We start from the raw sequence: 22,692 nt of genomic DNA on the forward strand, positions 1-22,692 counted from the left end.
CCGCGAGGGTCAGCGCGAGGGTTCGCGCGAGGGTCAGCGCGTCCGCTCGGCGGGGCCGACGGCCTGCGCCACGAGGGCGGCCGAGAGGCCCACGAACGGCAGGCCGGCGCCGGGGGCGGCGTGCGCCCCCGCGGCGTACACCCCCGGGACGGGCGTCGTCGGCCCGAGCCGTGCGGTCACGGTGCCCCGCCCCTGCCACTGCACGCCCCACGGCGTGCCGCCCCAGGCCTCGACCTGCTCCCGGGGGCTGCGGTCCACGCGGCGCACGATCCTGCGGCGCAGGTCGAGGTCGCTGCCCAGGCGCGCGAGGGCCTCGACCACGTCCTCGTGGAGCCGGCCACGACCGCGCACGGTCCAGGCGCGGGTGCCGTCGGGAGCAGTGCCGCCGGTCGTGATCGAGAAGGCCACGTCCTTGCCGTGCACCACCGTCTCCGGGGCGAGGTCGGGGAGGCCGTCGGCCTCGAGCCCGAGGTGCGCGACGGGCGCGGGCAGCGCGGGCAGCGTGCGGGCCACGTGGGGGGCGAGGGTCGGGAGGCGCCGCGGGTCGATCGCGCAGACGACGACGTCGGCGTCGATCGTGCCCGCTGCGGTGCGCACCCCGGCCACGCGACCGCCGCGCAGCTCCAGGTCGAGCACGGGGGTGTTCCGGACGACGTCCACCCGACGGGTGGCGAGACGACGCTCGAGGGCATCGCCGAGCGCCGCCATCCCGCCATCGCCCGCCCCGACGGTCCAGATCCCGAAGCGCTGCTCGAGGTACGCCGTCACCCCCACCCAGGCGGGTACCTGACGGGGGTCGTGGCCCTCGGCCACGGCGGCCCAGGTCGCCACCTGCCGCAGACGGCGGTCGCGGAAGGAGCGGCGGGCGCGACGGTCCAGCGACTCGCGCGGGAACAGCACGGCGCGGGTGGCGCGGTCGGCGAGGTCGGGCAGCCAGGGCCGCTCGAGGTGCTCGCGGCGGAGCACCTCCCAGGTCTCCGCGTAGGCCGCGACGTGGTCGAGCCAGGCCGCGCCGAGGCCGGGGGAGAGGGCGTCCACGGCCACCTGCTGGGCCTCGCGCGAGCTCCCGGGCAGTCGGAGCGCGGTGCCGTCGGCGAAGCGGTGCTCCCGCACCAGGTCGCGGTGCTCCAGGGTGAGCTCGCGCTCCAGCGGCCGGCCGGTCTTGCGGAAGAGGTCGCGCACGACCGCCGGGAGCAGGGTGCTGCTCGGACCTGCGTCCCACGCGAAGTCGCCCCGTACGACGCGTTCGAGTGCCCCGCCGAGCCGATCGCCCGCCTCCACGAGGGTGACCGCGTGGCCCTGCTTGGCGAGCCGCGCGGCACTGGCCAGCCCCCCGTAGCCGCCCCCGACGACCACGACGTCCGCCATCAGCGGGCTCCGGTGGACGGAGCGGTCGGGGCGGGCGCGGGCACGCGCGTCATCGTAGAGGGGGCGGTCGGGTCGTTGGCCGACCCGGTGGGACGACCCCGTCGACCGGGCCCGCGCCGCGCCCGCCGACACCCCGTGCGCGCCCCACGTCACCGGTCGATGTCTGCCGTGTTGTGGGTGTCCACCCTGCTGCGCGAGCAGGGCCATCTGCGTGCAGGTTGGACATTGTCCGGGTCGTGTCGCGCTCCCGAGACTCCTCACACAGCTCATCGCCGCCTCGTGAGGAGACCGAAGCAATGTCCAACGACGTCGTCCCCGTCATCGACCTGTCCGCGCTGCGCGGGGGGTCGCCGGAGGATCTCGAGCGCCTCGTCGCGCAGATCGACGAGGCCTGCCGCGAGATCGGCTTCTTCCAGATCACCGGACACGGGGTCGACCCCGACCTGGTCCGACGCATGTACGACGTCTCCCGGTCGTTCTTCGACCAGCCCGAGGCGGTGAAGTCCGCCGTCGCGCAGCCCAACCCCCAGACGATCCGCGGCTACTGCGCGGTCGGGCAGCAGTCGTTCGCCTACTCCGACGGCATCGACACCCCCTCCGACCTCCACGAGAAGTACGACGTCGGCCCGGTCGACGTCCCCACGGGCGACGCCTACTACTCGCCCGAGCGGGCCGGCGCCCACTTCCTGCCGAACCAGTGGCCCAGCACGCCGGCGGGGATGGAGGAGACCTGGACCGAGTACTTCCGGGCGATGAACGACCTCTGCCGGGAGATCATGAGCCTGTTCGCCCTGGCGTTGGAGCTGCCGGCCGACTACTTCGCCCCCGTGGTCGACAAGGACATCAGCATGCTGCGGGCGATCAACTATCCGCACCGCGACGAGCCGCCACTGCCGGGCCAGATGCGCGCCGGGGCGCACACCGACTACGGCAGCGTCACCATCGTGCGCCAGGAGGAGGCACCCGGGGGGCTGCAGGTCTTCACCCAGGACGGCGACTGGATGCCGGTACCGGTGTTCCCCGGCGCGTTCGTGGTGAACATCGGCGACCTCATGGCGCAGTGGACCAACGACCGCTGGATCTCCACCCGGCACCGCGTCGCCCCGCCGCCGCCGGACAGCGGTGACAGCCGCCGGATGTCGCTCGTCTTCTTCCACCAGCCGAACTACGACGCGGTCATCGAGTGCATCCCCACGGTGCTGGAGGAGGGCGAGCAGCCGCGCTACGCGGCCGTCACGTCGGGCGACCACCTGATGAGCAAGTTCGAGAAGACCACCGCCTCGGTCGGCCTCGGCTCGACGGTCGCCCATGCCTGACGTGGACGACCGGGCGTTCACCGTCGAGCTGCGTCGCAGCGGCCTGGAGGTGGAGGTGCCGGCGGGGAGCACGATCCTGGAGACGCTGCGCCCGCTCGTCACGGGACTGAGCTGGAACTGCCTCGACGGTGTCTGCGGCACCTGCACGCAGACGATCCTGGACGGGGTGCCGGACCACCGCGACACGGTCCTGAGCCCGCGCGCGAAGCAGGCCGGCAAGCGGATCACCATCTGCGTGAGCCGATCGCGCACCGACACCCTGGTGCTGGACCTGTGAGCGGCCCGTTCGCACTCGAGGTGGCCGGAGTCGCCAAGGCGTATCCCGGGGTCCAGGCGCTGCGCGACGTGAGCCTGGCCGTGCGGCCCGGTGAGGTGCGCGCCCTCCTCGGCGAGAACGGTGCCGGCAAGTCGACGCTGATCAAGATCGTGACCGGTGCGGAGCGGCCCGACACCGGGACGGTGACCGTGGGCGGTACGTCGCTGCACCCCTTCACGCCCCGCTCCGCCCGTCGGCTCGGCGTGCGGGTGGTGCACCAGGAGCGGCAGGTCGCCGGCGACCTCTCGGTGGCGCACAACGTGCTGCTGGACAACCTCCCCGGCGCCCTGGTCACCCAGCGCGGCATCGTCGCCCGCGCCCGGGAGGTCATCGACCGGCTCGGGCTGGACCTCGATCCCCGTGCCCCCGCGTCGTCCCTGTCGGCCGCGGACCAGCAGCTGGTGGAGCTCGCGCGGGCGCTGTCCCGCCGGGCCGCCCTCGTGGTCATGGACGAGCCCACGGCGTCCCTCAGGCGCGACGAGGTCACCACCCTCTTCCGCGTCGTCGAGCAGCTGCGCTCCACGGGCACCGCCGTGCTGTACATCTCCCACCACCTGCACGAGGTCTTCGAGATCGCCGACACCGCGACGGTGCTGCGCAACGGCGAGCGGGTCGGCGAGCTGGTCGTGGCCGAGACGACGCAGGCGGAGATCGTCCGCCTGATGTTCGACCGCGACGTCGACCACGTCAGGATGCCCCGACCCCGGCGGGCGGACGGCGGCGTCGCCCTGCGGCTGCAGGGGGTCTCGATCCCTCCCCGGATCCGTGAGATCGATCTCGACGTACGCCGCGGGGAGGTGCTCGCGCTGTGCGGGACGGCCGACTCGGGCACCTCCGAGGTCGCCGAGCTGCTCGCGGGCGTGCGCCCGGCGACCACCGGCGCCGCGCGGCGCGCCGACGGCCGTCGGGTCGGCCGGCGCACCGGGGCCGCTGCCGGGGGCATCGGCTTCGTGCCCGCGGACCGCAAGGCGGCCGGACTGCTGCTCGAGCGCTCCATCGCCGAGAACGCCGTCCTGGGACAGCTGCGCGGACCGGCGCACTGGACGTCCTGGCCCGCGCGCGTGACCCGCACCGCCCGACGCGCGCTCGACCGCGCCGGCGTGCGGGCGAGCGATCCGCGCGGGCGGGTGTCGACGCTCTCCGGCGGCAACCAGCAGCGCGTGATCATCGCGCGCTGGCTGCTCGCCGACTGCGAGGTCCTCGTGCTCGACCAACCGACCGCTGGCGTCGACGTCGCCGCCAAGTTCGAGCTCTACCACCAGCTGCTCGACCTGACCGCCGAGGGGATCGCCGTCGTCGTCGTCTCCAGCGACTACGAGGAGATCTGCGCCCTCGCCGACCGGGTGGTGGTCATGCGTGGCGGTGCCGTCGTCGGCGAGGTGCAGGGCGCCGACGCCACCCCCGACCGCCTCTACCAGCTCGAGATGGACCTGCTGCCGACCCCAGGAGCCCGCGGATGAACGACCTCAGCCTCGCCCCGACCCCGATCGCCGCGCCCGCAGCACCCGCGGCGCCCCCCGCCACGCGGTCGTCGTCCGCACGCACGTTCGTGCGCACGATGGTGCCGTTGGTGCTGGCGATCGTGGTGCTCTCGGCGTACTCGAACTCCGAGAACCCGGCCTTCATGACGTCGGCCAACTGGCAGAACATCCTCAGCCAGGTGTGCGTCCTGGGCATCCTCGCCGCCGGCCAGACCTTCCTCGTCATCGGTGGCCAGATGGACCTCTCGGTGGGCAGCTTCGTGTCCTTCGTCGGGGTGCTCGCCGCGCAGCGGATCGCCGACGGTTGGTCGACCGCCGCCGTGGTGGCGCTCGCCCTCGGGATCGGGATCGTCGTCGGACTGGTCTGGGGGCTCGCCGTCGCGTTCCTCCAGGTGCCGCCGTTCGTGCTCACCCTCGGCGGCCTGAGCGTCTTCGCGTCGCTGGCCCTCGTGCTCTCGGACAACCGACCGGTGCCCGTGCTCGAGGGCGGACTGATCGAGCTCGGCTTCGGTGAGTGGTTCGGCGTGCGCGCGCCCGCGGTGGTCCTCGTCGTCACCGTCGTCCTGCTGGGGCTCCTGCTGCACTTCACCCGCTTCGGGCGCAACACGTACGCACTGGGCTCTGCCCCGCGGGCGGCCTACCTCGCAGGTGTGCCCACCCGACGGCTCATCGTCACGCTCTTCGTCCTCAACAGCACCCTGGCCGCCGCGGCGGGGCTCGTGATGATGGCCCGTCTGGCCGCCGGCGACCCGCGCTCGGGCGCCGGGCTCGAGCTCTCGGTCGTCGCGGTCACCGTCCTGGGCGGCGCCGCGCTCGCCGGGGGCCGGGGCACGATGATCGGCACGCTGCTCGCCGTGCTGCTCTTCGGCGTCATCAATGCCTCGCTGACCTTCCTCCAGGTGCCCGGTGCCTACCAGAGCCTCGTCACCGGCGGCATCCTCGTCTTCGCCGTCACGGTGACGGCCGCGGCCGACCTGCGCGCCGGTCGGACCGTCGGCCGCGGGGGTCACGGGACCTCCCTCGCCTCCGCCGTGACCGCGGTGCTGTCGCGGCGCCGCGGCTCCTAGAACCTGCCACCGACCGCACGGCCGGGCCCGCCAGCGCTGCCGCACCCGGAGCCTCATCCCCCTCGTCTCGGAGCCCGTCACCCACCCCACCCCCAGGGAGCAGCCATGCGTCTTCGTCCCCGTCCCCACGCCGTCCTCGCCTCGCCCGTCGCCCTCGACCGCCGAGCCTTCCTGCGCTACTCGGGCCTCGCCGTCGGCGCCGTCGCCGCCGGGGGACTCCTCAGCGCCTGCGGCGACGACGCGAGCTCGGCGGAGGGCGGCGGGGACGTCGGCTCCGGCAAGACCATCGCCATCTCGCTGAACGGCGTCAACGCCTACTCCGGGTACGTCGCCGAGGGGGTGCTGAAGGAGCTCGAGGGCACGTCGTACGAGTTTGCGGGCGTGCAGAACAACTTCGACTCCAGCACCGAGCTCGGGAACATCCAGAACCTGCTCAGCCAGGGCATCGCCGGCCTCGTCGTCCTGCCGGCGGACTCGACGACGATCGCCCGGGCGGCGCAGCTCGCGGACGCGCAGGGGGTGGCCGTGGGGAACGCCCTGTGGCCGGGCGAGGGCGAGGCCGACCGGTACTTCGCCGGCGTCGCGTCCCTCGACTCCGTCGAGGGCGGTCGGATGATCGGCGAGTGGTTGAAGGCGAACGCCGAGCCGGGTCCGGTCATCGTGGTGCAGGGCATCGTGGGCCAGGGCTTCTCCGAGCTCATCGACGAGGGGCTCGACGAGGCACTGGCTGGCAGCGGCTTCGAGGTCGTCGTGCGCGAGCAGGGCTTCTTCGCCCGCGACACCGCGACGGAGATCGTCGAGAGCGGCCTGCAGGCCAACCCCGACGTGACGGCGATCGTCGCCTACTCGGCCTCGATGAGCAACGGCATCGCCGCCTACCTCGAGGCCAACCAGCTCGACGGCATCACCCACGTCTCCAGCGATGCCGACGACGAGATGTTCGAGTGGCTGGAGACGCCCTACCTCGCTGCGACGCGCTACTACTCGGCGGCCCAGACGGGGGTGCTGGCGGCCCGTGCGGTGCGGGCGGTGATCGAGGGCGGGGAGCCCGAGTTCGAGGGTGTGGTCGAGCAGGAGATGGTGACGAGCGACAACGCCGCGGACGTCATCGCGCGCAACCCCTACCGCTACGCCCAGTTCGCGGAGAAGGCGACGATCTGAGGTGGCGGTCGCGCTCTCCTTCGCCAGCATCCTCGCGCACGACGTCGCACGCCTCTCCGCCTTCTACGAGGAGGTGTTCGCGCTGACCGAGGTCCACGAGCTGACGTCGCCGCACTTCCGCGGCCTCTGGATCGGGGAGACGGTGCTCGGGTTCAGTGCGCCGTCGGCCTACGACCTGCTCGAGCTGCCCGCTCCGGTCGGCGACGACCCCGGCGTACGGACCTTCCTGACCTTCGAGGCCGCGTCGAGCGCCGAGGTCGCGACGTACGTCGACCGGGCGGTGGCCCTGGGCGGGACCCTGGTGCAGCCACCGCACGACACCTACTACGGGGCGTGGCAGGCGGTGCTCCTCGACCCGGAGGGCCACGCGTTCCGGGTCAACCACCTGCCGCTGGCGCGGCCGTGACGTACGGCGCGGGGCGCGGGCGCGGCGATCACCGGTCGGCGTCGCGTCGGCCGAACGTCGTCTGCCGCAGGTACTTCTGCCGCAGGTGCTCGCCCGAGGTGAGGGGCTGGCCCGGGCTGGGCCAGGCCTCGTCGCGGAAGGGCTCCAGCACGTCGACGCGGGCGTCGTAGTTGGGATGGTCGTAGAAGGCCAGGCGCGAGCTGTCCAGGGCGAGGGTGCGCGGGGGGTTGACGACACGGTGCAGCGTCGAGGTCCACGCATCCGCGGTCCACTCGGCGAACAGGTCGCCCACCAGCGCGACGATCCGTCCCGGCGCGAGCGGCACCGCCGACCAGGTGCCGCTCGCATCGAGCACCTCGAGCCCGCCCGGCCGGTCCTCCGCCGTGACGAGCGTGAAGGTCCCGTAGTCGGTGTGCGCCCCCGCGCGCATCTGCCCGCGGAGCGGGGCCTCGGGCTGGTCGGGGTAGTGGAGGGCCCGCAGCATGCTGATCGACCGGTCGTAGGTCGCGGCGAAGAAGTCCGGGGGGAGCCCGAAGGAGCGCGCCGTCAGCTCCATCAGCGCGGACGCCACCCGCGCCATGTGGCGGTAGTACGCGTTCCACGTCTCCGCCATCCCGGCGGGCCGCTCCGGCCAGATGTTGCCGGCGAGGTGCGGGCCGGCGTCGGGCGGCGGTGGCAGGGGGTCCCGGCCGTGCGGCGGACCCATGTCCATCTTCTCCTTGAGGTCGGCCGGGGACTCCTCGTCGAGGGAGTAGGCGATCCCCTCGCTGCCCACCCCCGCCCAGCCCCGCACCTGGTCGGGCTCGGGCTGCGCCACGCGCGCCTTCTCCTCGGGCGGGAGGGCGAAGAAGGCGCGGGTCACGGCGAAGATCTCGTGGCACAGCTCGATCGGGACCCCGTGGCCGACGACCTCGACGACACCGACCTCGCGGCAGGCCCGGTCGAGCCGGGCCGCCTCGGCAGCCACCCGGGCCGCGGGCGCGTCGAGCGCCGCGAGGTCGACCACTGGCAAGATCTGCACATGGAGCAGTATGGCCTCGTCGTGACTGGCCGGTCCTGCTGATGCCCGTCCGACCGGTCCCGCTCGGGGCGCTCGTGCTGGGGCTGGACCTGGAGCAGGTGACGGGCCGCGGCGACCTCCGGATCGAGCCGCACGACACCGTGACGGTCGTCGAGTGGCGCCCGGAACGGCGCGACGGGCCACTTCCCGACCTCGTCCGGCCGGTGGCCGCGGCACTAGCCGACGAGCCGGCCGTCGTGGTGGTCCTGTGCCCCGGACGTCGGGTCAACCCGCCGGAGGCCGTCGTGGCGGCCGCGGCGCGACAGGACGTCCCCCTGCTGTGGGGCGGCCCGGACGTCCAGTCGGACGCCGTCCGGGCGCGGCTCGCCGGGCTGCGGGGCGAGGGCGAGAGCGAGGGCGCCGCCGAACCGGCCCCCGCGCACGCCCGCCTGCTCGAGACGCTCGTCGACGGCGCGGACCTGCCCGGGCTCGTCGCGCGGATCGCGGGACTCCTCGGTGCCCACGTGTCGGTGGTCGACGGACGCCGCGTCGTGGCCGCCGAGCCCCCCGAACCCGATCCCACCCTGCCGGAGGTGCTGGCGCTCCCGCTCGAGCACGCCCGCCGCCACGTCGGCACCCTCCGGATCGCCCGCGACGAGCCGCTGGATCCTGGCGAGGCGGCCGCCCTCACCGCGCTGGGACACGTCGTCGCGCTCGCCGTGCGTGTCCACGCGGTCGACGCGGTCGAGGACGCGCTGGCCCCCGACCTGCTGACGGCGATCCTCGGCGACGACCTCGTCGCTCGCGAGGCGGCGCTGCGCCGGTCCCGACGGCTCCAGGCGTTCCCCCAGCGGAGCGCGGTGGTGGTGGCCGTGGAGCCCTTCGACGCGCCGCTCTCGCGTGCCGGGATGACGCGGCTCGCCCGTCAGTTCGAGCTCGCCGTGCACGCCGAGGACGACCGCGCCGTCATGGCCGTGCACGAGGGCTCGATCGTGCTCCTGGTGGGGGCGGACGTCATCATGGCGCGGCTCCTGCGCACCATGCGTCGCCGAGCCGCGCTGCCGCTCGTGGCGGGCACGTCCGGCGCCGTGGACGACAGCCGGAGCTTCCCGGGCGCCTACCGGCAGGCGCAGCGGGCGGCGACCATCGGCCGACGTCTCGGGCGTGCCAACCAGGTCACCGACTACGACCAGCTGGGGGTGCTGCGCCTGCTCTACCAGCTGCCCGAGCACGAGCGACGCGCCTTCGTCCAGGAGACCCTCGGGCCCCTCGCCACCGCCGAGCTCCCCGACGCGGCGATGCTCCGCAGCGTCATCCATGCGCTGCGCGCCACCCACGGCAACATCAGCGAGTCGGCGCGGCGGCTGTTCATCCACCCCAACACGCTGCGCCAGCGGGTCCACCGCATCGAGACGCTCATCGGCCCGTTCCTCGCGGACCCCGACCGGCGGCTCACCGTGTTCGTCGCGCTGGACCTGCACCTGCTCGACGACGGGACCGAGCGGTGACGAGCCGATCGGGCGTCTGCGCACCCGACGGCCAGGGCGAGCGGACGCTCAGTGTGGCGGGGGCCACCGTCGCCGCGGCCGGGAGCCGCGCGACTTCTCGGTAGCATCGACGTTTACGTCGGGTAACGAAATGGTAAGCACCAGCGGTGCCGCAGAGGCGGCGCGCGCTGAGGACGGGGAGAACGGTGACGAGCATGGCGATCGATGGGGGAGCGTCGGCGACCGACGAGCGGGCCACCACGGCTGCGCCGGTGCCGCCGATGGTCGGTCTCGCGCTGCGGGCCGCGCTGGCCCAGATGCTCGTGATGGCGGTGGCGACCGCGGTCACCTACGTCCTGCAGGACACGTTGCGCGACGCCTCGATCACGGCCCACGCCGCCGCGACGGGCCAGACGATCGCCGCGGTGCGTGAGTCCTCGTTCGCGCCGTTCGGGTTCTTCCGCGTGGCGCTGACGATGCTCGCGACGTACGTGCCCCTGGCGCTGGTGCTCGTCGCGATGGTGCGGGTCGGGGCGCGCTGGGCGCTCTACACCCTCACGGCCCTGGTGGGCATGAGCGCCGTCGTCCAGCTGGTGCTGGGCACCACGCCGGGCACGCCGGTGCTGCTCATGCTCCTCGCGGCGGTCTCCGTGGCGCTACACGGACTGACCCTCCTGCTCCTGTGGCACCCCGCCAACCGGCGGTACTTCCAGAACGCCCACAGCGGCCACTGGGCCCGCGTCGTCGACGAGGACTGAGCCCGGAGCACGCGGCCGACCAGAACTGTCAGTGGGTCTACCTAGGGTCCGTGGGGACAGCACGTCCCCCACCGAGGAGACCTCCATGACGCAGCACGGCGACCCGCGACGCAGCGCGGTCCCCGGCGCCCGCCCCGACGGGCTGGTCCTGCCCGCGGCCACCCATGCCTACCTCACGCGATCGGCGACGTCGCTCCGCGAGGCGCTGCTCGCGCCCGACGCGACGACGCGGTACGCGTGTGCCCACGTGGCCGCCCTGAGGGCCGCCGCGGCGCTCCTGGCCGCGCGGACGGTCCCCGCGCCCGGTGCGCGACGACGGTCGCGCAACGCGTGGGTCCTGCTCCGGGAGGCGGTGCCGGGCCTGTCCGACTGGGCGGCGTTCTTCGCGTCGGGTGCCGGCACCTATGCGGCGGCGCAGGCCGGTTCGGCGCGGGCGACGACGCAGGAGGAGGCCGACGAGCTCGTCGGAGAGGCCGACCGCTTCCTCGCCGTCGTCGAGGCCGAGCTCGGGCTGATCCCGCACTCGTGGTCGGAGATCGTCGAGGGCATCGCCGCCGCCGACGGCGGCGCGGGCGTCGCCTGACCTTCCCCGGATCGTCGCGAGGCCGTCGCCGAAACGTGTCGTTGCGCGCCCGGCGGGTCGGCGCTCCGAGCGCCTAGGGTGCCGGTTGGACTCCGGGGTCCGCCCGGGGTCGCCTCAACGGAGCCGTCACGGCTCCCCGACCATTCGGAGCTCTGGATCCATGCAGCACGTTCTCGGGAAGCGTCGTCGATCGACGACGCTCGTGCTCTCCCTGTCCCTCGCCCTCGGGCTCGGTGCGACACAGGCGGCGCCGTCGGCGACCGCCGACACCTCGCCGACGTCCGCGACCACCACCGCCGTCAGCGGCTCGACCGCCGTCGGTGGCTCGACGGTTGCCAGCGCACCCGCCGGCTACTACGACGATGCCTCCGGGCTCACCGGCTCGGCCCTCGAGTCCGCCCTGCACGACATCATCTCGACCGACGTCCAGGCGCTCTCCTACTCCCAGGTCTGGAACGCGCTCAAGGTCACCGACGAGGACCCGTCCAACTCCGCGCGCGTGCTGACGCTCTACAGCGGGCTGTCCCTGCCGAAGAGCGACAACGGCGGCGGCGTCGACCAGTGGAACCGGGAGCACGTCTGGGCGAAGTCCCACGGTGACTTCGGCACGGCGACCGGTCCTGGCACCGACCTGCACCACCTGCGTCCGGAGGACGTCACGGTGAACTCCGACCGCGGCAACCTCGACTTCGACGAGGGGGGCACGGAGAACGACGAGGCGCCGGGCAACTACTCCGACGGCGACTCGTGGGAGCCGCGCGACGAGGTCAAGGGCGACGTCGCGCGCATGATCTTCTACATGTCGGTGCGCTACGAGGGCGGTGACGGGTTCGCCGACCTCGAGGTCAACGACCGGGTCGGCAACGGCTCCGCGCCCAACATCGGCCGCGTCTCCGTGCTGCTGCAGTGGAACGCCGAGGACCCGCCGGACGCGTTCGAGGAGCGCCGCAACGACCTGATCCAGTCGCAGTTCCAGGGCAACCGCAACCCGTTCATCGACAACCCCGCCTGGGCCGACGACATCTGGGGCTGATCGCACCCGTCGTCCCCAGGCCCGCGCGGCGCGGCTGGTCCCCAGGCCCCTCGTGACGTAGCCTCGACCCCGATCGAACATGTGTTCGATCGGGGTCGAGGTGTCCGGAGGGGAGGTCGGTCCCGTGGCGGGTGGGTCACTAGGGTGGGCCGCATGTCGCCAGAGCCGCGCGGTGCAGCGCGTCCAGCAGAGCGTCCGGGTGAGCGTCGCGAGGCCGCGCGAGGTGCGGTCGTGCGCGACGCCATCGATCCGCTGCTCGTCGATCCTCAGATGTCCGTCGTGGACGTCGGCGGGGGCACGGGCGGTCACGCGGTGCGGCTCGCCGGCCTGGGCCACCGGGTGGTGGTCGTCGACCCGAGTCCCGACGCACTTGCCTCGCTCCACCGCCGGGCCGTCGAGGCGGGGGTGGGTGACCGCATCGAGGGCGTCCAGGGTGACCTCGGCGACCTGGGCGACGTCGTCCCCGCCGGCTCGGTCGATCTCCTGCTGTGCCACGGGGTCCTCGAGATCGTCGCCGACGCCAGGGAGGCGCTCGGTGCCCTCGCCGGCGTGCTCCGTCCGGGGGGTCACCTCAGCCTCGTCGTGGCGCAGCGGTACGCCGCGGTGCTCGCCCGCGCGATGGCCGGCCAGTTCGTCGCGGCCCGTGAGCTGCTCGACGACACCACCGTCGCGCCCTCGGGTCGCACGGGGCGTCGGTTCGCCCGTGCCGAGCTCGAGGAGCTCCTCGGAGCCGCCGGCCTGCGCACCGTCTCGGTCCACGGCGTGCGCGTGTTCGCCGACCTCGTGCCCGGCGCGCTCCTCGACGCCGAGCCGGGGTCGTCCCAGGCGCTCGTCGAGCTCGAGCGGGCCGCGGCGCAGCGGCCCGAGCTCCAGCCCCTGGCGAGCCAGCTGCACGTGGTCGCCCAGCGCTGACGCCCGCCCGCCGGGTGCGGCCCGGTGAGCGACGGCAGCGAGGACTGCCCGGTCCTGCACGTCGACATGGACGCGTTCTACGCGTCGGTGGTGCTGCGCGGGCGTCCCGAGCTCGCGGGGCTCCCCGTGGTCGTCGCCGGGGGCGGTGACCGCGGCGTGATCCTCTGCGCCACCTATCCCGCGCGTCGACGGGGCGTCGCGTCCGGCACCCCGACGGCCCAGGCCCGGCGGCGCTGCCCGGACCTGGTGGTGGTGCCTCCGGACTTCGCGGCCTTCGCCGAGGCGTCGGCCGCCGTGTTCGAGGCGTTCGCGACCGTGACGCCCGAGGTGGAGCCGCTCTCGCAGGAGGAGGCCTTCCTCCACGTGGGGGGCGCGCGCCGCACGGCGACCCCCCGGGCTCTCGGGGAGACGGTGCGCGCCCGGGTGGTCGAGCGGGTCGGGATCACGTGCTCCGTGGGCGTGGCCGCGACCCGCAGCGTCGCCAAGCTCGCGTCCCGTCGCGCCAAGCCGGACGGTCTCGTCGTCGTGCCGCCTGCTGAGGTGCGCGACTTCCTCGATCCGCTCGACGTGGGGGAGCTGTGGGGGGTCGGCCCCTCCACCCGCGCCCGGCTGGAGCGCATGGGCGTCACCACGGTCGCCGACGCCCGCCGCCTCCCGCTCGAGCTCCTGCAGGCGACGCTCGGCAGGGCCGGTGGCGCCCAGGTGCACGCGTTGCTGCGCGGCGCGGAGGGAGGGCGGCTGCACGCGGCCTTCCGACCCCGGGAGCGGCAACGCTCCATCGGCTCCGACCGCACGCTGGCCCGCGACGTGGGGGACGCCGAGGAGCTCCACGGCGTCCTGCTCGGGCTGACCCTCGGCGTGACGGCCCGCGCGCGGCGCGCGAACCTGGTCGCCTCCGTGGTCACGGTCCGGGTCCGGTACCCGGACTTCACGACGGTGTCCCGGGCGCGCACCCTGGCGGAGCCGACCGCGACCACGACGGACGTCCACGCGCTCGCCGTGCGCCTCCTCGACGACCTGCGGGACCCGGGCCGCGCCGTACGGCTCGTCGGGGTGCGGCTGTCGGGGTTGCGGGACTCCGCTGGGCACGCGGAGCAGCTGGCCCTCGGCGACCCCGAGCGGGGCTGGCGCCACACGGACGAGGCGGCCGACCGGGTGCGCCAGCGGTTCGGGAGCGGTGCCCTGGCCCGCGCCACGCTCCTCGAGGCGCACCCCGCGGAGGCCCGCCCAGCAGCATCGGCGGAGGAGCCGGACACCGACCCGGCCGGCTGGTGGTCGTGGTGATCGGGGGCGGCGCACGGGCAATTTCCATGTCCGTCTACCGTCGTCACCAGCGCCTGCCTAGAATCTTGGGTAGGCGTCACCTCCCTCGCCGAGCTATCGCGACGGGGCGGGTGAAGCAGAAGGACGTCCGGCGTCGTGGTCGACAGCCATGGGAGGAAACGTGCCGCTCTCCGAGGAAGAGCTGCGGATGCTCGAGCAGATGGAGCGCGCCCTCCTGGCCGAGGATCCGAAGTTCGCGTCGACCCTGCGGGGTTCGCGCATGGCCGGCAGCGTCCGCCGCCGGATCATCCTGTCGTCGACCGGCTTCGTCGCCGGCATCGCACTGCTGATGACGGGCGTCGTCGCCCGCCAGGAGATCGTGGGCATCGTCGGCTTCCTCGTCATGCTGGGCGCCGCGGTCTTCGGCCTCACCGCGCTGCGGGCGCGGCACGCCGTGCCCGACACCCCCGAGCAGGCGCTCCAGGCCGGCCAGGGCCTCACCGTCATCGACGGTGGACGTCGTCCGCGCCGCCAGCGCTCCCCGCGCGGCTCCGGCTCCTTCATGGAGCGCATGGAGCAGCGGTGGCGCCGCCGCCGCGAGGGCGGTTACTGAGCCGCGCGGCTCCGCCATCCACCCCCCGGCAACACCCGACGCCCCCGGTCCTCCGACCGGGGGCGTTTCCGTTGCCCGGCCCGCTCCTCCGCGAACCCGCCCCCTCCCCGGGTCGTGGTGCCAGACCTGCGGAAACCGACGGCCTGGCACCACGACCCCGGGTGGGGAGGGAGACGGCTCAGCGGCGCGCCAGCTCCTCCTCGTCGGAGCCGCCGTCCACCGCGGGCGCCGTCGTCGCGTGTCCGTCGGGGCCGAGCCCCGCGTCGCCGGTACGTCGTCGTTCCCGGCTGTCGACGACGACCGACGCGGGCAGCCAGCGGGCGCGGCGCGTGCCGCCCCGTCCGGCGGTGCGGGCGTCCGCCACCGCCTGCGCGTCGCTCCACGCCTCGTCGGCGTCCGCACCGGGGCCGGCTGCGGGCGGTGCGTAGCGTGCGAGCTCGAGGCGGGTGACGAGACGCTCGAGGGGCGCGAGCGCCGTGCCGTCGATGCCGGCGGGTGTCCCTGCCTCCGCCCGCTCCGCCCGCTCCGCGCGCTCGGTCTCCCAGTCCTCCACGAGGGTCCGGGCGGTGTCGGCGGGGGAGCGGTGCGGCGGCCACGGGACCCGGTGGTCGATGAGCGTCGCTCGCAGCTCGTCCCACGCGCCCTCGACCCCCAGCGCCCGTCGACGGCGGCGTTGGCGTTCCCGGATGCGGCGGGGGGCCAGGAGGAGGACGAGCAGGCCCAGCACGCCCACGGTCGCGCCGACCACCGACAGGACCACCGCGGGCCGGAACCCGTCCGCGCCACCTCGGCCGTCGTCGGCGCCCTGGTCGCCGTCGGCCGGCGCGGCGCTGCTCGGGGGCGCGCTGGTCGGGCCGCTGGTGGGCGCGTTCGTCGTCGGTCGGGAGGTGGGGGTCGGCCGGTCCGTCCCGGAGGTGGCGCCGGGGCCGCTGGGGTCGGGGGCCGAGTAGCCGGGCGTCGCGCTGGCCCGCTGGCCGGGCGTCGGCTCGTAGCGCACCCAGCCGATGCCCGGGAAGTAGAGCTCCGGCCAGGCGTGCAGGTCGTGGGCGCTCAGCTCCCAGCGACCGGGCGCGATGAGCTCGGGCGTGAGGAAGCCGACGGCGACGCGGGCGGGGATCCCCAGCTCCCGGGCCATCACGGCCATGGCCGAGGCGAAGTGCTGGCAGTAGCCGGCCCGGGTGTCGAAGAGGAACTCCGTGAGCGAGTCGTCGGAGCTCGAGGAGACCTGGAGGTCGTAGCGGAACTCGTCGCGGTCGCGGAAGAAGGCCTGCAGCTCGGCGGCCTGGTCGGCGGGCGTGGTCGCGCCGGCGACGATGGACGCGGCCAGCTCGGCGATGCGCGGGTCGACGCCCGGCGCCTCGAGGAAGGGGGCGAGGCGCGCGGGGTAGTCCTGGCCCGCCGCATCGAGGTCCTGGCGGGTGAACGAGGGCAGGACCTCGGTCGTCTCCCAGCTCTGGCCCGCGGTGGTGCGGCCGTCGTCGCGCGTGAAGTCGTCGCCGGCGGGGCGGTAGCGCCAGCCGGAGTCCGCGTAGATGTCGGTCAGGTTGGTCGGCGTGGGCAGCCACGACGAGCTGAAGGCGTCGGTCGCCCGGATGTTCCACGTCACCCGCGGGTCGCCGTTCCGGGCCCCCTCGGGGAGCTGCAGGCGGGCCTCGTCGAGGGCGCGCTCGTCGCCGCCTCCCGGGCGCCACTGCTGCTCGTCCACGTCGAACTCGTTGAGGCCGCCGATGCGGAGGTACGACGGGGGTGCGGCCCCGGGGTCGTCGGTCGTGATCGCGAGCAGCTCCACGTCGTCGCCACGGGTGAGGTCGCCCTGGAGGTCGGCCGTGGGGTCCCGCAGGACCACGGCCGAGCCCGCCCCGCCGCGGAGGCCGGCGCGGTCGAGGAGGCCCAGGTCGAGCACCGGGACCGCGAGGGGGGCGACGAGCGCCAGGCCGACGGCGGTCACCGCGACGGCCGTCCCGGCCACGGGCGGCCCGGGCAGGGTGTCGGCGGCCCCGTCCGGTCCTCCCGGACGGCGGGCGACGACCCGGCGGCCCCACCGCCCGAGGTCGTCGGCCTCGTGGAGGGCGAGTACGGCGACGTACAGGAGCGCCGCCACGGCGAAGACCCACCACGGCGCCCCGGTGCGGAGGATGGTGACCGGCAGGCTGAAGGCGGCGAGCAACGGCAGGCCGAGGGCCGGACCGGTGCGGAAGGTCGCGGCCACGGTGTCGGCGATCCAGAGGAAGAGCACGGCGCCGACGACGAGCAGTGCGCGGATGCCGCCCCCGTCGAGGGGGACGGGCGGTGGTTGCACCTGGGCGACCTCGAGGGCGGCCCGGATGCGGTCGACGGTCTCCTCGGCTGCTCCGGGGGACGGGGAAGGAACCGCCGACGAGCACGACGACGAGCAGTCCCGCGACGACGAGCTGCAGCGCGGCCACCACGACCGCCGGGAGCGGGAGGAGACGCAGCGCGGTGCCGGTCGCGAGCAGGGCCGCCGCCGCGACGAGGGCGGGGCCGACGAGGTCGTCCGGGCGGACGGTGAAGTCCCGCCAGGACTGCAGCGTGACGATCGTCGCGGCCGCGGCCAGCAGCCCGAGGAGGAGCTGACGCACGAAGCGGGCCGGGCCGGGACTCACCGGACCACCCCCGCGGGACGGCGAGCGGCCGACAGCGCCGACCAGACCCCGGTCACGGTGTCCTCGGGGCCGACCGGGACCGCGTGCCACCCGCGCGCGGCCAGGTGGAGGACCTCGCGCAGGGGCGCGGCGACGGTGGCCGCGCGCAGCTGGTCGGGGTGCCACCGGGCGACGTCGAGGACGACGGCGTGCGCGGCGACGGCCCGTGCGCGGGCCGCAGCGAGGACCGCGTCGTCCGCCGGGGCCAGACGACCGAGCAGGGCGAGGTGGATGTCGCGCCGACCCACGCCGCCGCGGGGGCCGAGGGGCGCGAGGTCGGTGCGGTCGGTGAGCGCGGTGACGGCGAGCGCGTCGAGCGCCTGCGTGGCGCCGGCCCCACCGGCCGGTGCGCTGACGAGCAGCCCGCCCGCGTCGTGGAGGTGGACGACGTTGCCCAGTCGGGCGAGGTGGGCGCAGAGGGAGGCGGCGAGCACCACCGCGGCCTCGAACGACGAGCCGTGCCCGACGCCCTCGTGCGAGGACGTCCGGTTGTCGAGCAGCACCACGGCATGGGTCTCGCGCCGTTCCTCCTCACGGCGCACCATCAGCTCGCCCGTGCGGGCCGTCGTGCGCCAGTGGACGCGGCGCAGGTCGTCGCCGATCCGGTAGTCGCGCACCGATGCGTCCTCCGCGCTGCCGACAGCGGCGGCCCGCAGCTGCTCGTCACCGCTCGTGCCCGAGCCCTCGCCGAGGGTGCGTCGGGGGAGCGCGTGGGTCTGGGGGCGGACGGTGAGCGCACCGGTGTGGTGGAACTCGCGCACGAGCTCGACGGTGCCGAACAGGTCGCGGACGCGTACGACGAGGGGCCCGGTCTCGTAGCGGCCCCGCACCTCGGCGCGCACCGGGTAGGCGACGTCGCCCGTCCAGGCCCCCCGCACGCCTCGCACCACCATCCGGGGGCGGGCGCCCAGCACGTAGGGCAGCTGGTCCTCCAGGAGGAGGGTGCCGCGCGGGACCCGCCCGGTGACCGCGAGCCCGAGGTGGACGGTGCTCGTCCCGCCGACCTCCACGTGGGTCGGGGACAGGCCGCGGCGCAGGTGCACCTCGAACCGGCTCGCACGGGTGGCGACGAGGCTGACCAGGGGGAGCGCGACCGCGAGCACGCCCGCACTGGCGAGCGTCGCCTGGCCGAGGACGACCGCGCAGACGACGGCCGTCGCGCCGGCGGCGACGAAGGCGCGCCCCCGCACGGTCAGGCCGCCGAGCCCGCGTCGGGTGCGTCGTGGGGCCCTCACCGGGGCTGGGGCCCGCCCGGCGAGGGCACGGAGGCGGCGAGGCGCCCGACGACGTCGGCGGCCGAGCGCGGGGCGCCGAGGGTGTCGGTCCGCAGCACCACGCGGTGCGCGAGCACGGGCACGGCCAGCGCGAGGACGTCGTCGGGCACCACGAACTCCCGCCCGCTCATCGCCGCCACCGCCTTCGCCGCCCGCACGAGGTGGAGCGTGGCCCGCGGCGAGGCGCCGAGCACCAGCTCGGGGGAGGTGCGGGTGGCCCGCACGATGGCGACGGCGTAGCGCTGGACCTGCTCCGCGACGTACGTCTGCGCCACGATGGAGACCAGCTTGCGGATCTCGCTGGCGTCGGTGACCGGCTCGAGGTCGCCGAGCGGGTCGCGGCCCGCGTGGTGGGCGAGCATCTGCACCTCGGCCGTCTCGACGGGGTAGCCCATCGAGACGCGCATCATGAAGCGGTCGCGCTGGGCCTCGGGCAGCGCGTAGGTGCCCTCCATCTCCACCGGGTTCTGGGTCGCGACGACGAGGAACGGGCTGTCGAGCTCGTAGGACGTGCCGTCGACCGTGACCTGCCGCTCCTCCATGCACTCGAGCAGGGCGGACTGCGTCTTGGGGGAGGCGCGGTTGATCTCGTCACCGATGACGACGTTGGCGAACACGCCGCCGGGGCGGAACTCGAACTCGCGCGTCTGCTGGTTGAACACCGAGACGCCGGTGACGTCGGAGGGCAGCAGGTCCGGCGTGAACTGGATGCGGCGCACGGTGCAGTCGATGCTGCGGGCCAGCGCCTTGCTCAGCATGGTCTTGCCCACGCCGGGCACGTCCTCGAGGAGCAGGTGTCCCTCGGCCAGCATCACGACGACGGCCGAGCGCACCACGTCGCTCTTGCCCTCGATCACCTTCTCGATGTTGCGGCGCAGGCGCGTGGTCGTGCGGGTGAGCGTCTGCAGGTCGGCGGGAGCGGGCGGCGCCGGGTGGGGCGTCGGCTCGGTGCTGCTCGTCATCGGCGTGGGGACCTCGTTCTCGTGCGGGCGGCCGCGGCGGAGCGACCCGCCACCACCGTAGGCATATCGGGGGAGCGGCGGACACCGTTCCCCCGACGCGTGGCGGCAACCGTCGCTCCTCCACCCCGGTGCTCCACCCCGCTCCGCCGGGGCGTGGGCCCTCCCCGGCGCCCCACCGGCGCTCCCCGACCTCCACTGGCGCTCCACCTCGCTCCACCACGGCGCCCCACGACCGGCCGGCGGGGCCGCGGAGGCGCGCCGTACCGCGTGGTTGTGGGCCCTGGCGCTCCCCGCGGCTCCCCGGCGGGCATCGGACCGGACCGGGCCGGGTCGGGCCGTTGGGGCGCGGAGGGGGAGCGAAAGAAGGCTCTGGTGGAGCAGAATGGTTGACGAGGGAGGATTGTGGAGTAATGTGGAGCGCAGGGGGCAGGAGGTGTCCGCGCCCGTCGAGGTGGAGGTGACCGATGTTCTTCGGCACTTTCACGCCCAAGCTCGACGACAAGGGGCGGATCTTCCTGCCGGCGAAGTTCCGGGAGGCGATGAAGGACGGCCTCGTGGTGACCAGGGGGCAGGAGAACGCCCTGTCGATCTGGTCCGCCGCGGGTTTCCAACGGCTCACGGAGCGGATCCAGGACGCGTCGCTCACCGACAAGGGAGCGCGCGACTTCGTCCGCATGCTCTTCGCCGCCGCGTCCGACGAGGTCCCCGACAAGCAGGGCCGGATCACGATCCCGCCGATCCTGCGGCGTTACGCCTCGCTCGAGCGCGAGGTGGTGGTGGTGGGTGCGATGAACCGGCTGGAGGTCTGGAACCCCGAGCGGTGGGCGGCGTACACCGAGGAGCAGGAGCCTCGGTACTCGGCGCTCAGCGACGAGGTGTTCCCGGGCGTCTGACCGGGACGGCACGACAGCAGGGCAGCAACTCAACAGCGACGTACGGCGAGGTCTCGGGCCCGCCTCCTACGCGCGTCTGGGGTCCCTTCCCCGGTTCCAGACGCGCACTTCCCCAGGAGGCGGGCAGGGACCTGGTCGTACGTCGTTCTCGTTCCCCGGCGGGCGCCGTCGGGGAGAGCCGGCCGACGGGCCGGCGGGTGGGCAGGTGCGGGGTCGAGCAGCGAGGGATCACATCCATGGCCGAGGTCAGGGTCGACGGAGCGGCAGGTGGCGAGACGCCCCTGCCGCGGGTCCGCGACCTCGCCCGCGACGCGCTGGGCCGCATGGCCTTCTCGGTCGCCGTCTCCGCCGCGCTCGTCGTCCTGCTCGCGCTCCTCACGGCGGGACTGCAGCCGTGAGCGCCGACGAGCAGTCCCCCGAGCAGTCCCACGCACACGTCCCGGTCCTCCTCGACCGGGTCGTCGCGCTCCTCGAGCCGGCCCTCGCGACCGACGGCGCCGTGCTCGTCGACTGCACGCTCGGCATGGGTGGCCACAGCGAGGCCGTCCTGCAGCGCATCCCCACCGCCCACGTCGTCGGGATCGACCGGGACCCCGAGGCCCTCGCCCGGGCGGGCCGCCGGCTCGCTCCCTTCGGCGACCGCTTCACGGGCGTGCACGCGGTGTACGACGAGATCCCCGACGTGCTCGCCGACCTCGGCCGCCCGTCGGTGGGCGGGGCGGACGCCGTCCTCTTCGACCTGGGCGTCTCCTCCCTGCAGCTGGACGAGCGCGACCGGGGGTTCGCCTACCGCGAGGACGCCCCCCTCGACATGCGGATGGACCCCACCCGCGGGCGCACCGCCGCCGACCTCCTCAACACCTACGAGGCCGCCGAGCTCACCCGCGTGCTGCGGGACTTCGGCGAGGAGAAGTTCGCCCGTCGCATCGCCGACGCGATCGTCGAGCGCCGCGCCCGCGTGCCGTTCACGACGTCGGGACCGCTCGTCGAGCTGCTGTACGACGTCATCCCCGCCCCCGCGCGCCGCACCGGGGGCCACCCGGCGAAGCGCACCTTCCAGGCGCTGCGCATGGAGGTCAACGACGAGCTCGCCGTGCTGCGCCGGGCGCTGCCGGCCTCGTTGGAGGCCACCGGCGTGGGCGGACGGGTCGTCGTCGAGTCCTACCACTCGCTCGAGGACCGGCTCGTCAAGCGGGCCTTCACCGCGGGCAGCCGCAGCGAGGTGCCGGCCGACCTCCCCTTCGTGCCCGAGGGGTCGGAGCCCGAGCTCCGGCTCGTCACCCGCGGCGCCGAGAAGGCCGACCGGGACGAGATGGAGCACAACCCCCGGGCCGCCTCCGTGCGGCTCCGGGCCGTCGAACGGGTCCGTCCCGCCGGCAGCAACCCCAGCAGCAGTGACCGCAACCGCAAGCAGGACGGAGGAGCTCGACGATGAGCAGTGCACCCGCACCCCGGTGGCGTGGCGTCCCCCGCATCGCGGAGGAGGCGGTCGAGCGCGCCCGGCTCCAGGTGGTCCCGCGCGTGCGGGCCCGCGCTCCGCGCGTCCCCTTCGTCATCCTGGTCGGCGCGGTGCTGCTGGCCGGCACCGTCGGGCTGCTGCTGTTCAACACGTCGATGCAGCAGGCGGCCTTCACCGGTGCGGAGCTGCAGTCGCGGGTCGACCTGCTCGACGCGAAGGAGCAGACGCTCGCCCGCCAGGCCGAGGAGCTGCGCGACCCGCAGCGCCTGGCCGAGCAGGCCTCCGCGATGGGGATGGTCCCGGCCACCGCGCCGGCGGTGATCGACCTGCGCGAGGGGCGCATCACGGTCCCGGGCGTGCCCGCGAGCCCCGACGACGCGCTCGACGTGGCGCCGCCGGAGCCCGTGAAGCCGGCCGTGCTCAACCCGGCGCCGATCTACCGCGACGTGACCCCGCCCGCCACGCCCGCCACGGGGACGGCCCAGGGGACGGCCGAGGGGACGGCCGGGGGAACGGCCCAGGGCACGGCCCAGGGGGAGCAGGCTCCCACCGGCGGCGAGCAGGACCTGCCGACGGACGACGCGCCGGCCCAGCCGTGAGCCCGGTGGCGAGCCTGGTGGCGAGCCCGGTGGCCCGACACGCTCGCGACCTCCCGCGCAGCACCGAGCACGCCGAGT

22 protein-coding genes are annotated in these 22,692 nt (G+C 74.7%); 17 read left to right on the forward strand and 5 right to left on the reverse strand.

Annotated elements, in window-relative coordinates:
• Positions 1–33: 33 nt before the first annotated feature.
• Complete coding sequence (locus tag QE405_RS04500; protein ID WP_307199017.1) at positions 34–1,368, reverse strand: phytoene desaturase family protein; 1,335 nt, start codon at positions 1,366–1,368, stop codon at positions 34–36.
• Positions 1,369–1,664: 296 nt separating this feature from the next.
• On the opposite strand from QE405_RS04500, the gene QE405_RS04505 reads away from it, so the two are divergent.
• From QE405_RS04505 to QE405_RS04530, 6 genes are all read left to right on the forward strand, one after another.
• A complete protein-coding gene (locus QE405_RS04505) occupies positions 1,665–2,684 on the forward strand; it encodes an isopenicillin N synthase family dioxygenase (RefSeq protein WP_307199018.1) in 1,020 nt (339 codons plus the stop codon).
• Positions 2,677–2,961, forward strand: coding sequence for a 2Fe-2S iron-sulfur cluster-binding protein (locus QE405_RS04510; protein WP_307199019.1), 285 nt, complete (start codon positions 2,677–2,679; stop codon positions 2,959–2,961). Before QE405_RS04505 ends, QE405_RS04510 begins: the two co-directional genes overlap by 8 nt.
• Positions 2,958–4,460 (forward strand): sugar ABC transporter ATP-binding protein, encoded by a 1,503-nt coding sequence (locus QE405_RS04515; RefSeq protein ID WP_307199020.1) that lies wholly within the window; start codon positions 2,958–2,960, stop codon positions 4,458–4,460. Before QE405_RS04510 ends, QE405_RS04515 begins: the two co-directional genes overlap by 4 nt.
• A complete protein-coding gene (locus tag QE405_RS04520; RefSeq protein WP_307199021.1) occupies positions 4,457–5,548 on the forward strand; it encodes an ABC transporter permease in 1,092 nt (363 codons plus the stop codon). Before QE405_RS04515 ends, QE405_RS04520 begins: the two co-directional genes overlap by 4 nt.
• A gap of 105 nt (positions 5,549–5,653) precedes the next feature.
• Positions 5,654–6,709: a sugar ABC transporter substrate-binding protein gene (locus QE405_RS04525; RefSeq protein WP_307199022.1), complete on the forward strand. Its 1,056-nt coding sequence runs from the start codon at positions 5,654–5,656 to the stop codon at positions 6,707–6,709.
• 1 nt (position 6,710) lies between these two features.
• Positions 6,711–7,115, forward strand: coding sequence for a VOC family protein (locus QE405_RS04530; RefSeq protein ID WP_307199023.1), 405 nt, complete (start codon positions 6,711–6,713; stop codon positions 7,113–7,115).
• A 28-nt stretch (positions 7,116–7,143) separates the two neighbouring features.
• Here the strand turns inward: QE405_RS04530 and QE405_RS04535 are convergent, their stop codons facing one another.
• A complete protein-coding gene (locus tag QE405_RS04535; RefSeq protein WP_307199024.1) occupies positions 7,144–8,136 on the reverse strand; it encodes an isopenicillin N synthase family dioxygenase in 993 nt (330 codons plus the stop codon).
• Positions 8,137–8,177: 41 nt separating this feature from the next.
• On the opposite strand from QE405_RS04535, the gene QE405_RS04540 reads away from it, so the two are divergent.
• From QE405_RS04540 to QE405_RS04570, 7 genes are all read left to right on the forward strand, one after another.
• A complete protein-coding gene (locus QE405_RS04540) occupies positions 8,178–9,623 on the forward strand; it encodes a PucR family transcriptional regulator (protein WP_307199025.1) in 1,446 nt (481 codons plus the stop codon).
• A gap of 194 nt (positions 9,624–9,817) precedes the next feature.
• Complete coding sequence (locus QE405_RS04545; RefSeq protein WP_307199026.1) at positions 9,818–10,360, forward strand: hypothetical protein; 543 nt, start codon at positions 9,818–9,820, stop codon at positions 10,358–10,360.
• Between the two features lie 85 nt (positions 10,361–10,445).
• On the forward strand, positions 10,446–10,943 hold the full coding sequence (locus tag QE405_RS04550; RefSeq protein ID WP_307199027.1) for an SAV_6107 family HEPN domain-containing protein: 498 nt from the start codon (positions 10,446–10,448) through the stop codon (positions 10,941–10,943).
• Between the two features lie 160 nt (positions 10,944–11,103).
• Positions 11,104–11,976: an endonuclease I family protein gene (locus QE405_RS04555; protein WP_307199028.1), complete on the forward strand. Its 873-nt coding sequence runs from the start codon at positions 11,104–11,106 to the stop codon at positions 11,974–11,976.
• Positions 11,977–12,207: 231 nt separating this feature from the next.
• Entirely contained in the window at positions 12,208–12,888 is a 681-nt protein-coding gene (locus QE405_RS04560; RefSeq protein ID WP_307199029.1) for a methyltransferase domain-containing protein, read from the forward strand.
• Between the two features lie 24 nt (positions 12,889–12,912).
• Positions 12,913–14,172, forward strand: a complete 1,260-nt coding sequence (gene dinB / locus QE405_RS04565; protein WP_307199030.1) for a DNA polymerase IV — start codon at positions 12,913–12,915, stop codon at positions 14,170–14,172.
• A 160-nt stretch (positions 14,173–14,332) separates the two neighbouring features.
• Entirely contained in the window at positions 14,333–14,764 is a 432-nt protein-coding gene (locus tag QE405_RS04570) for a DUF3040 domain-containing protein (RefSeq protein WP_307199031.1), read from the forward strand.
• Between the two features lie 178 nt (positions 14,765–14,942).
• Here the strand turns inward: QE405_RS04570 and QE405_RS04575 are convergent, their stop codons facing one another.
• From QE405_RS04575 to QE405_RS04585, 3 genes are all read right to left on the reverse strand, one after another.
• The gene (locus QE405_RS04575; protein WP_307199032.1) at positions 14,943–17,063 is read right to left on the reverse strand and encodes a transglutaminase family protein; all 2,121 of its coding nucleotides are present in this window, start codon (positions 17,061–17,063) and stop codon (positions 14,943–14,945) included.
• Positions 17,064–17,384: 321 nt separating this feature from the next.
• Positions 17,385–18,662, reverse strand: a complete 1,278-nt coding sequence (locus QE405_RS04580; RefSeq protein ID WP_307199033.1) for a DUF58 domain-containing protein — start codon at positions 18,660–18,662, stop codon at positions 17,385–17,387.
• Entirely contained in the window at positions 18,659–19,663 is a 1,005-nt protein-coding gene (locus tag QE405_RS04585; protein WP_307199034.1) for an AAA family ATPase, read from the reverse strand. The genes QE405_RS04580 and QE405_RS04585 overlap by 4 nt, the downstream gene beginning before the upstream one ends.
• A gap of 464 nt (positions 19,664–20,127) precedes the next feature.
• Here QE405_RS04585 and mraZ point away from each other — a divergent pair, with 464 nt between their 5' ends.
• From mraZ to QE405_RS04605, 4 genes are all read left to right on the forward strand, one after another.
• Entirely contained in the window at positions 20,128–20,556 is a 429-nt protein-coding gene (mraZ, locus tag QE405_RS04590; RefSeq protein WP_307199035.1) for a division/cell wall cluster transcriptional repressor MraZ, read from the forward strand.
• 236 nt (positions 20,557–20,792) lie between these two features.
• On the forward strand, positions 20,793–20,954 hold the full coding sequence (locus QE405_RS04595) for a hypothetical protein (protein ID WP_307199036.1): 162 nt from the start codon (positions 20,793–20,795) through the stop codon (positions 20,952–20,954).
• Positions 20,951–21,991 carry a 16S rRNA (cytosine(1402)-N(4))-methyltransferase RsmH gene (rsmH, locus tag QE405_RS04600; RefSeq protein WP_307199037.1) on the forward strand — a complete coding sequence of 347 codons (1,041 nt, stop codon included), beginning with the start codon at positions 20,951–20,953 and terminating at the stop codon, positions 21,989–21,991. Before QE405_RS04595 ends, rsmH begins: the two co-directional genes overlap by 4 nt.
• Positions 21,988–22,614, forward strand: coding sequence for a hypothetical protein (locus QE405_RS04605; RefSeq protein WP_307199038.1), 627 nt, complete (start codon positions 21,988–21,990; stop codon positions 22,612–22,614). Before rsmH ends, QE405_RS04605 begins: the two co-directional genes overlap by 4 nt.
• Positions 22,615–22,692: the final 78 nt, after the last annotated feature.

The sequence above is a fragment of the Nocardioides zeae genome (genome assembly GCF_030818655.1).
Lineage (GTDB): Bacteria > Actinomycetota > Actinomycetes > Propionibacteriales > Nocardioidaceae > Nocardioides > Nocardioides zeae_A.

Excerpts from the sequence above, each read along its gene's own strand:
- QE405_RS04500 (WP_307199017.1), bottom strand. The coding sequence starts at position 1,368 with ATGGCGGACGTCGTGGTCGTCGGGGGCGGCTACGGGGGGCTGGCCAGT.
- QE405_RS04505 (WP_307199018.1), top strand. The coding sequence starts at position 1,665 with ATGTCCAACGACGTCGTCCCCGTCATCGACCTGTCCGCGCTGCGCGGG.
- QE405_RS04510 (WP_307199019.1), top strand. The coding sequence starts at position 2,677 with ATGCCTGACGTGGACGACCGGGCGTTCACCGTCGAGCTGCGTCGCAGC.
- QE405_RS04520 (WP_307199021.1), top strand. The coding sequence starts at position 4,457 with ATGAACGACCTCAGCCTCGCCCCGACCCCGATCGCCGCGCCCGCAGCA.
- QE405_RS04525 (WP_307199022.1), top strand. The coding sequence starts at position 5,654 with ATGCGTCTTCGTCCCCGTCCCCACGCCGTCCTCGCCTCGCCCGTCGCC.
- QE405_RS04540 (WP_307199025.1), top strand. The coding sequence starts at position 8,178 with ATGCCCGTCCGACCGGTCCCGCTCGGGGCGCTCGTGCTGGGGCTGGAC.
- QE405_RS04545 (WP_307199026.1), top strand. The coding sequence starts at position 9,818 with ATGGCGATCGATGGGGGAGCGTCGGCGACCGACGAGCGGGCCACCACG.
- QE405_RS04550 (WP_307199027.1), top strand. The coding sequence starts at position 10,446 with ATGACGCAGCACGGCGACCCGCGACGCAGCGCGGTCCCCGGCGCCCGC.
- QE405_RS04555 (WP_307199028.1), top strand. The coding sequence starts at position 11,104 with ATGCAGCACGTTCTCGGGAAGCGTCGTCGATCGACGACGCTCGTGCTC.
- QE405_RS04585 (WP_307199034.1), bottom strand. The coding sequence starts at position 19,663 with ATGACGAGCAGCACCGAGCCGACGCCCCACCCGGCGCCGCCCGCTCCC.
- mraZ (WP_307199035.1), top strand. The coding sequence starts at position 20,128 with ATGTTCTTCGGCACTTTCACGCCCAAGCTCGACGACAAGGGGCGGATC.
- QE405_RS04595 (WP_307199036.1), top strand. The coding sequence starts at position 20,793 with ATGGCCGAGGTCAGGGTCGACGGAGCGGCAGGTGGCGAGACGCCCCTG.
- QE405_RS04605 (WP_307199038.1), top strand. The coding sequence starts at position 21,988 with ATGAGCAGTGCACCCGCACCCCGGTGGCGTGGCGTCCCCCGCATCGCG.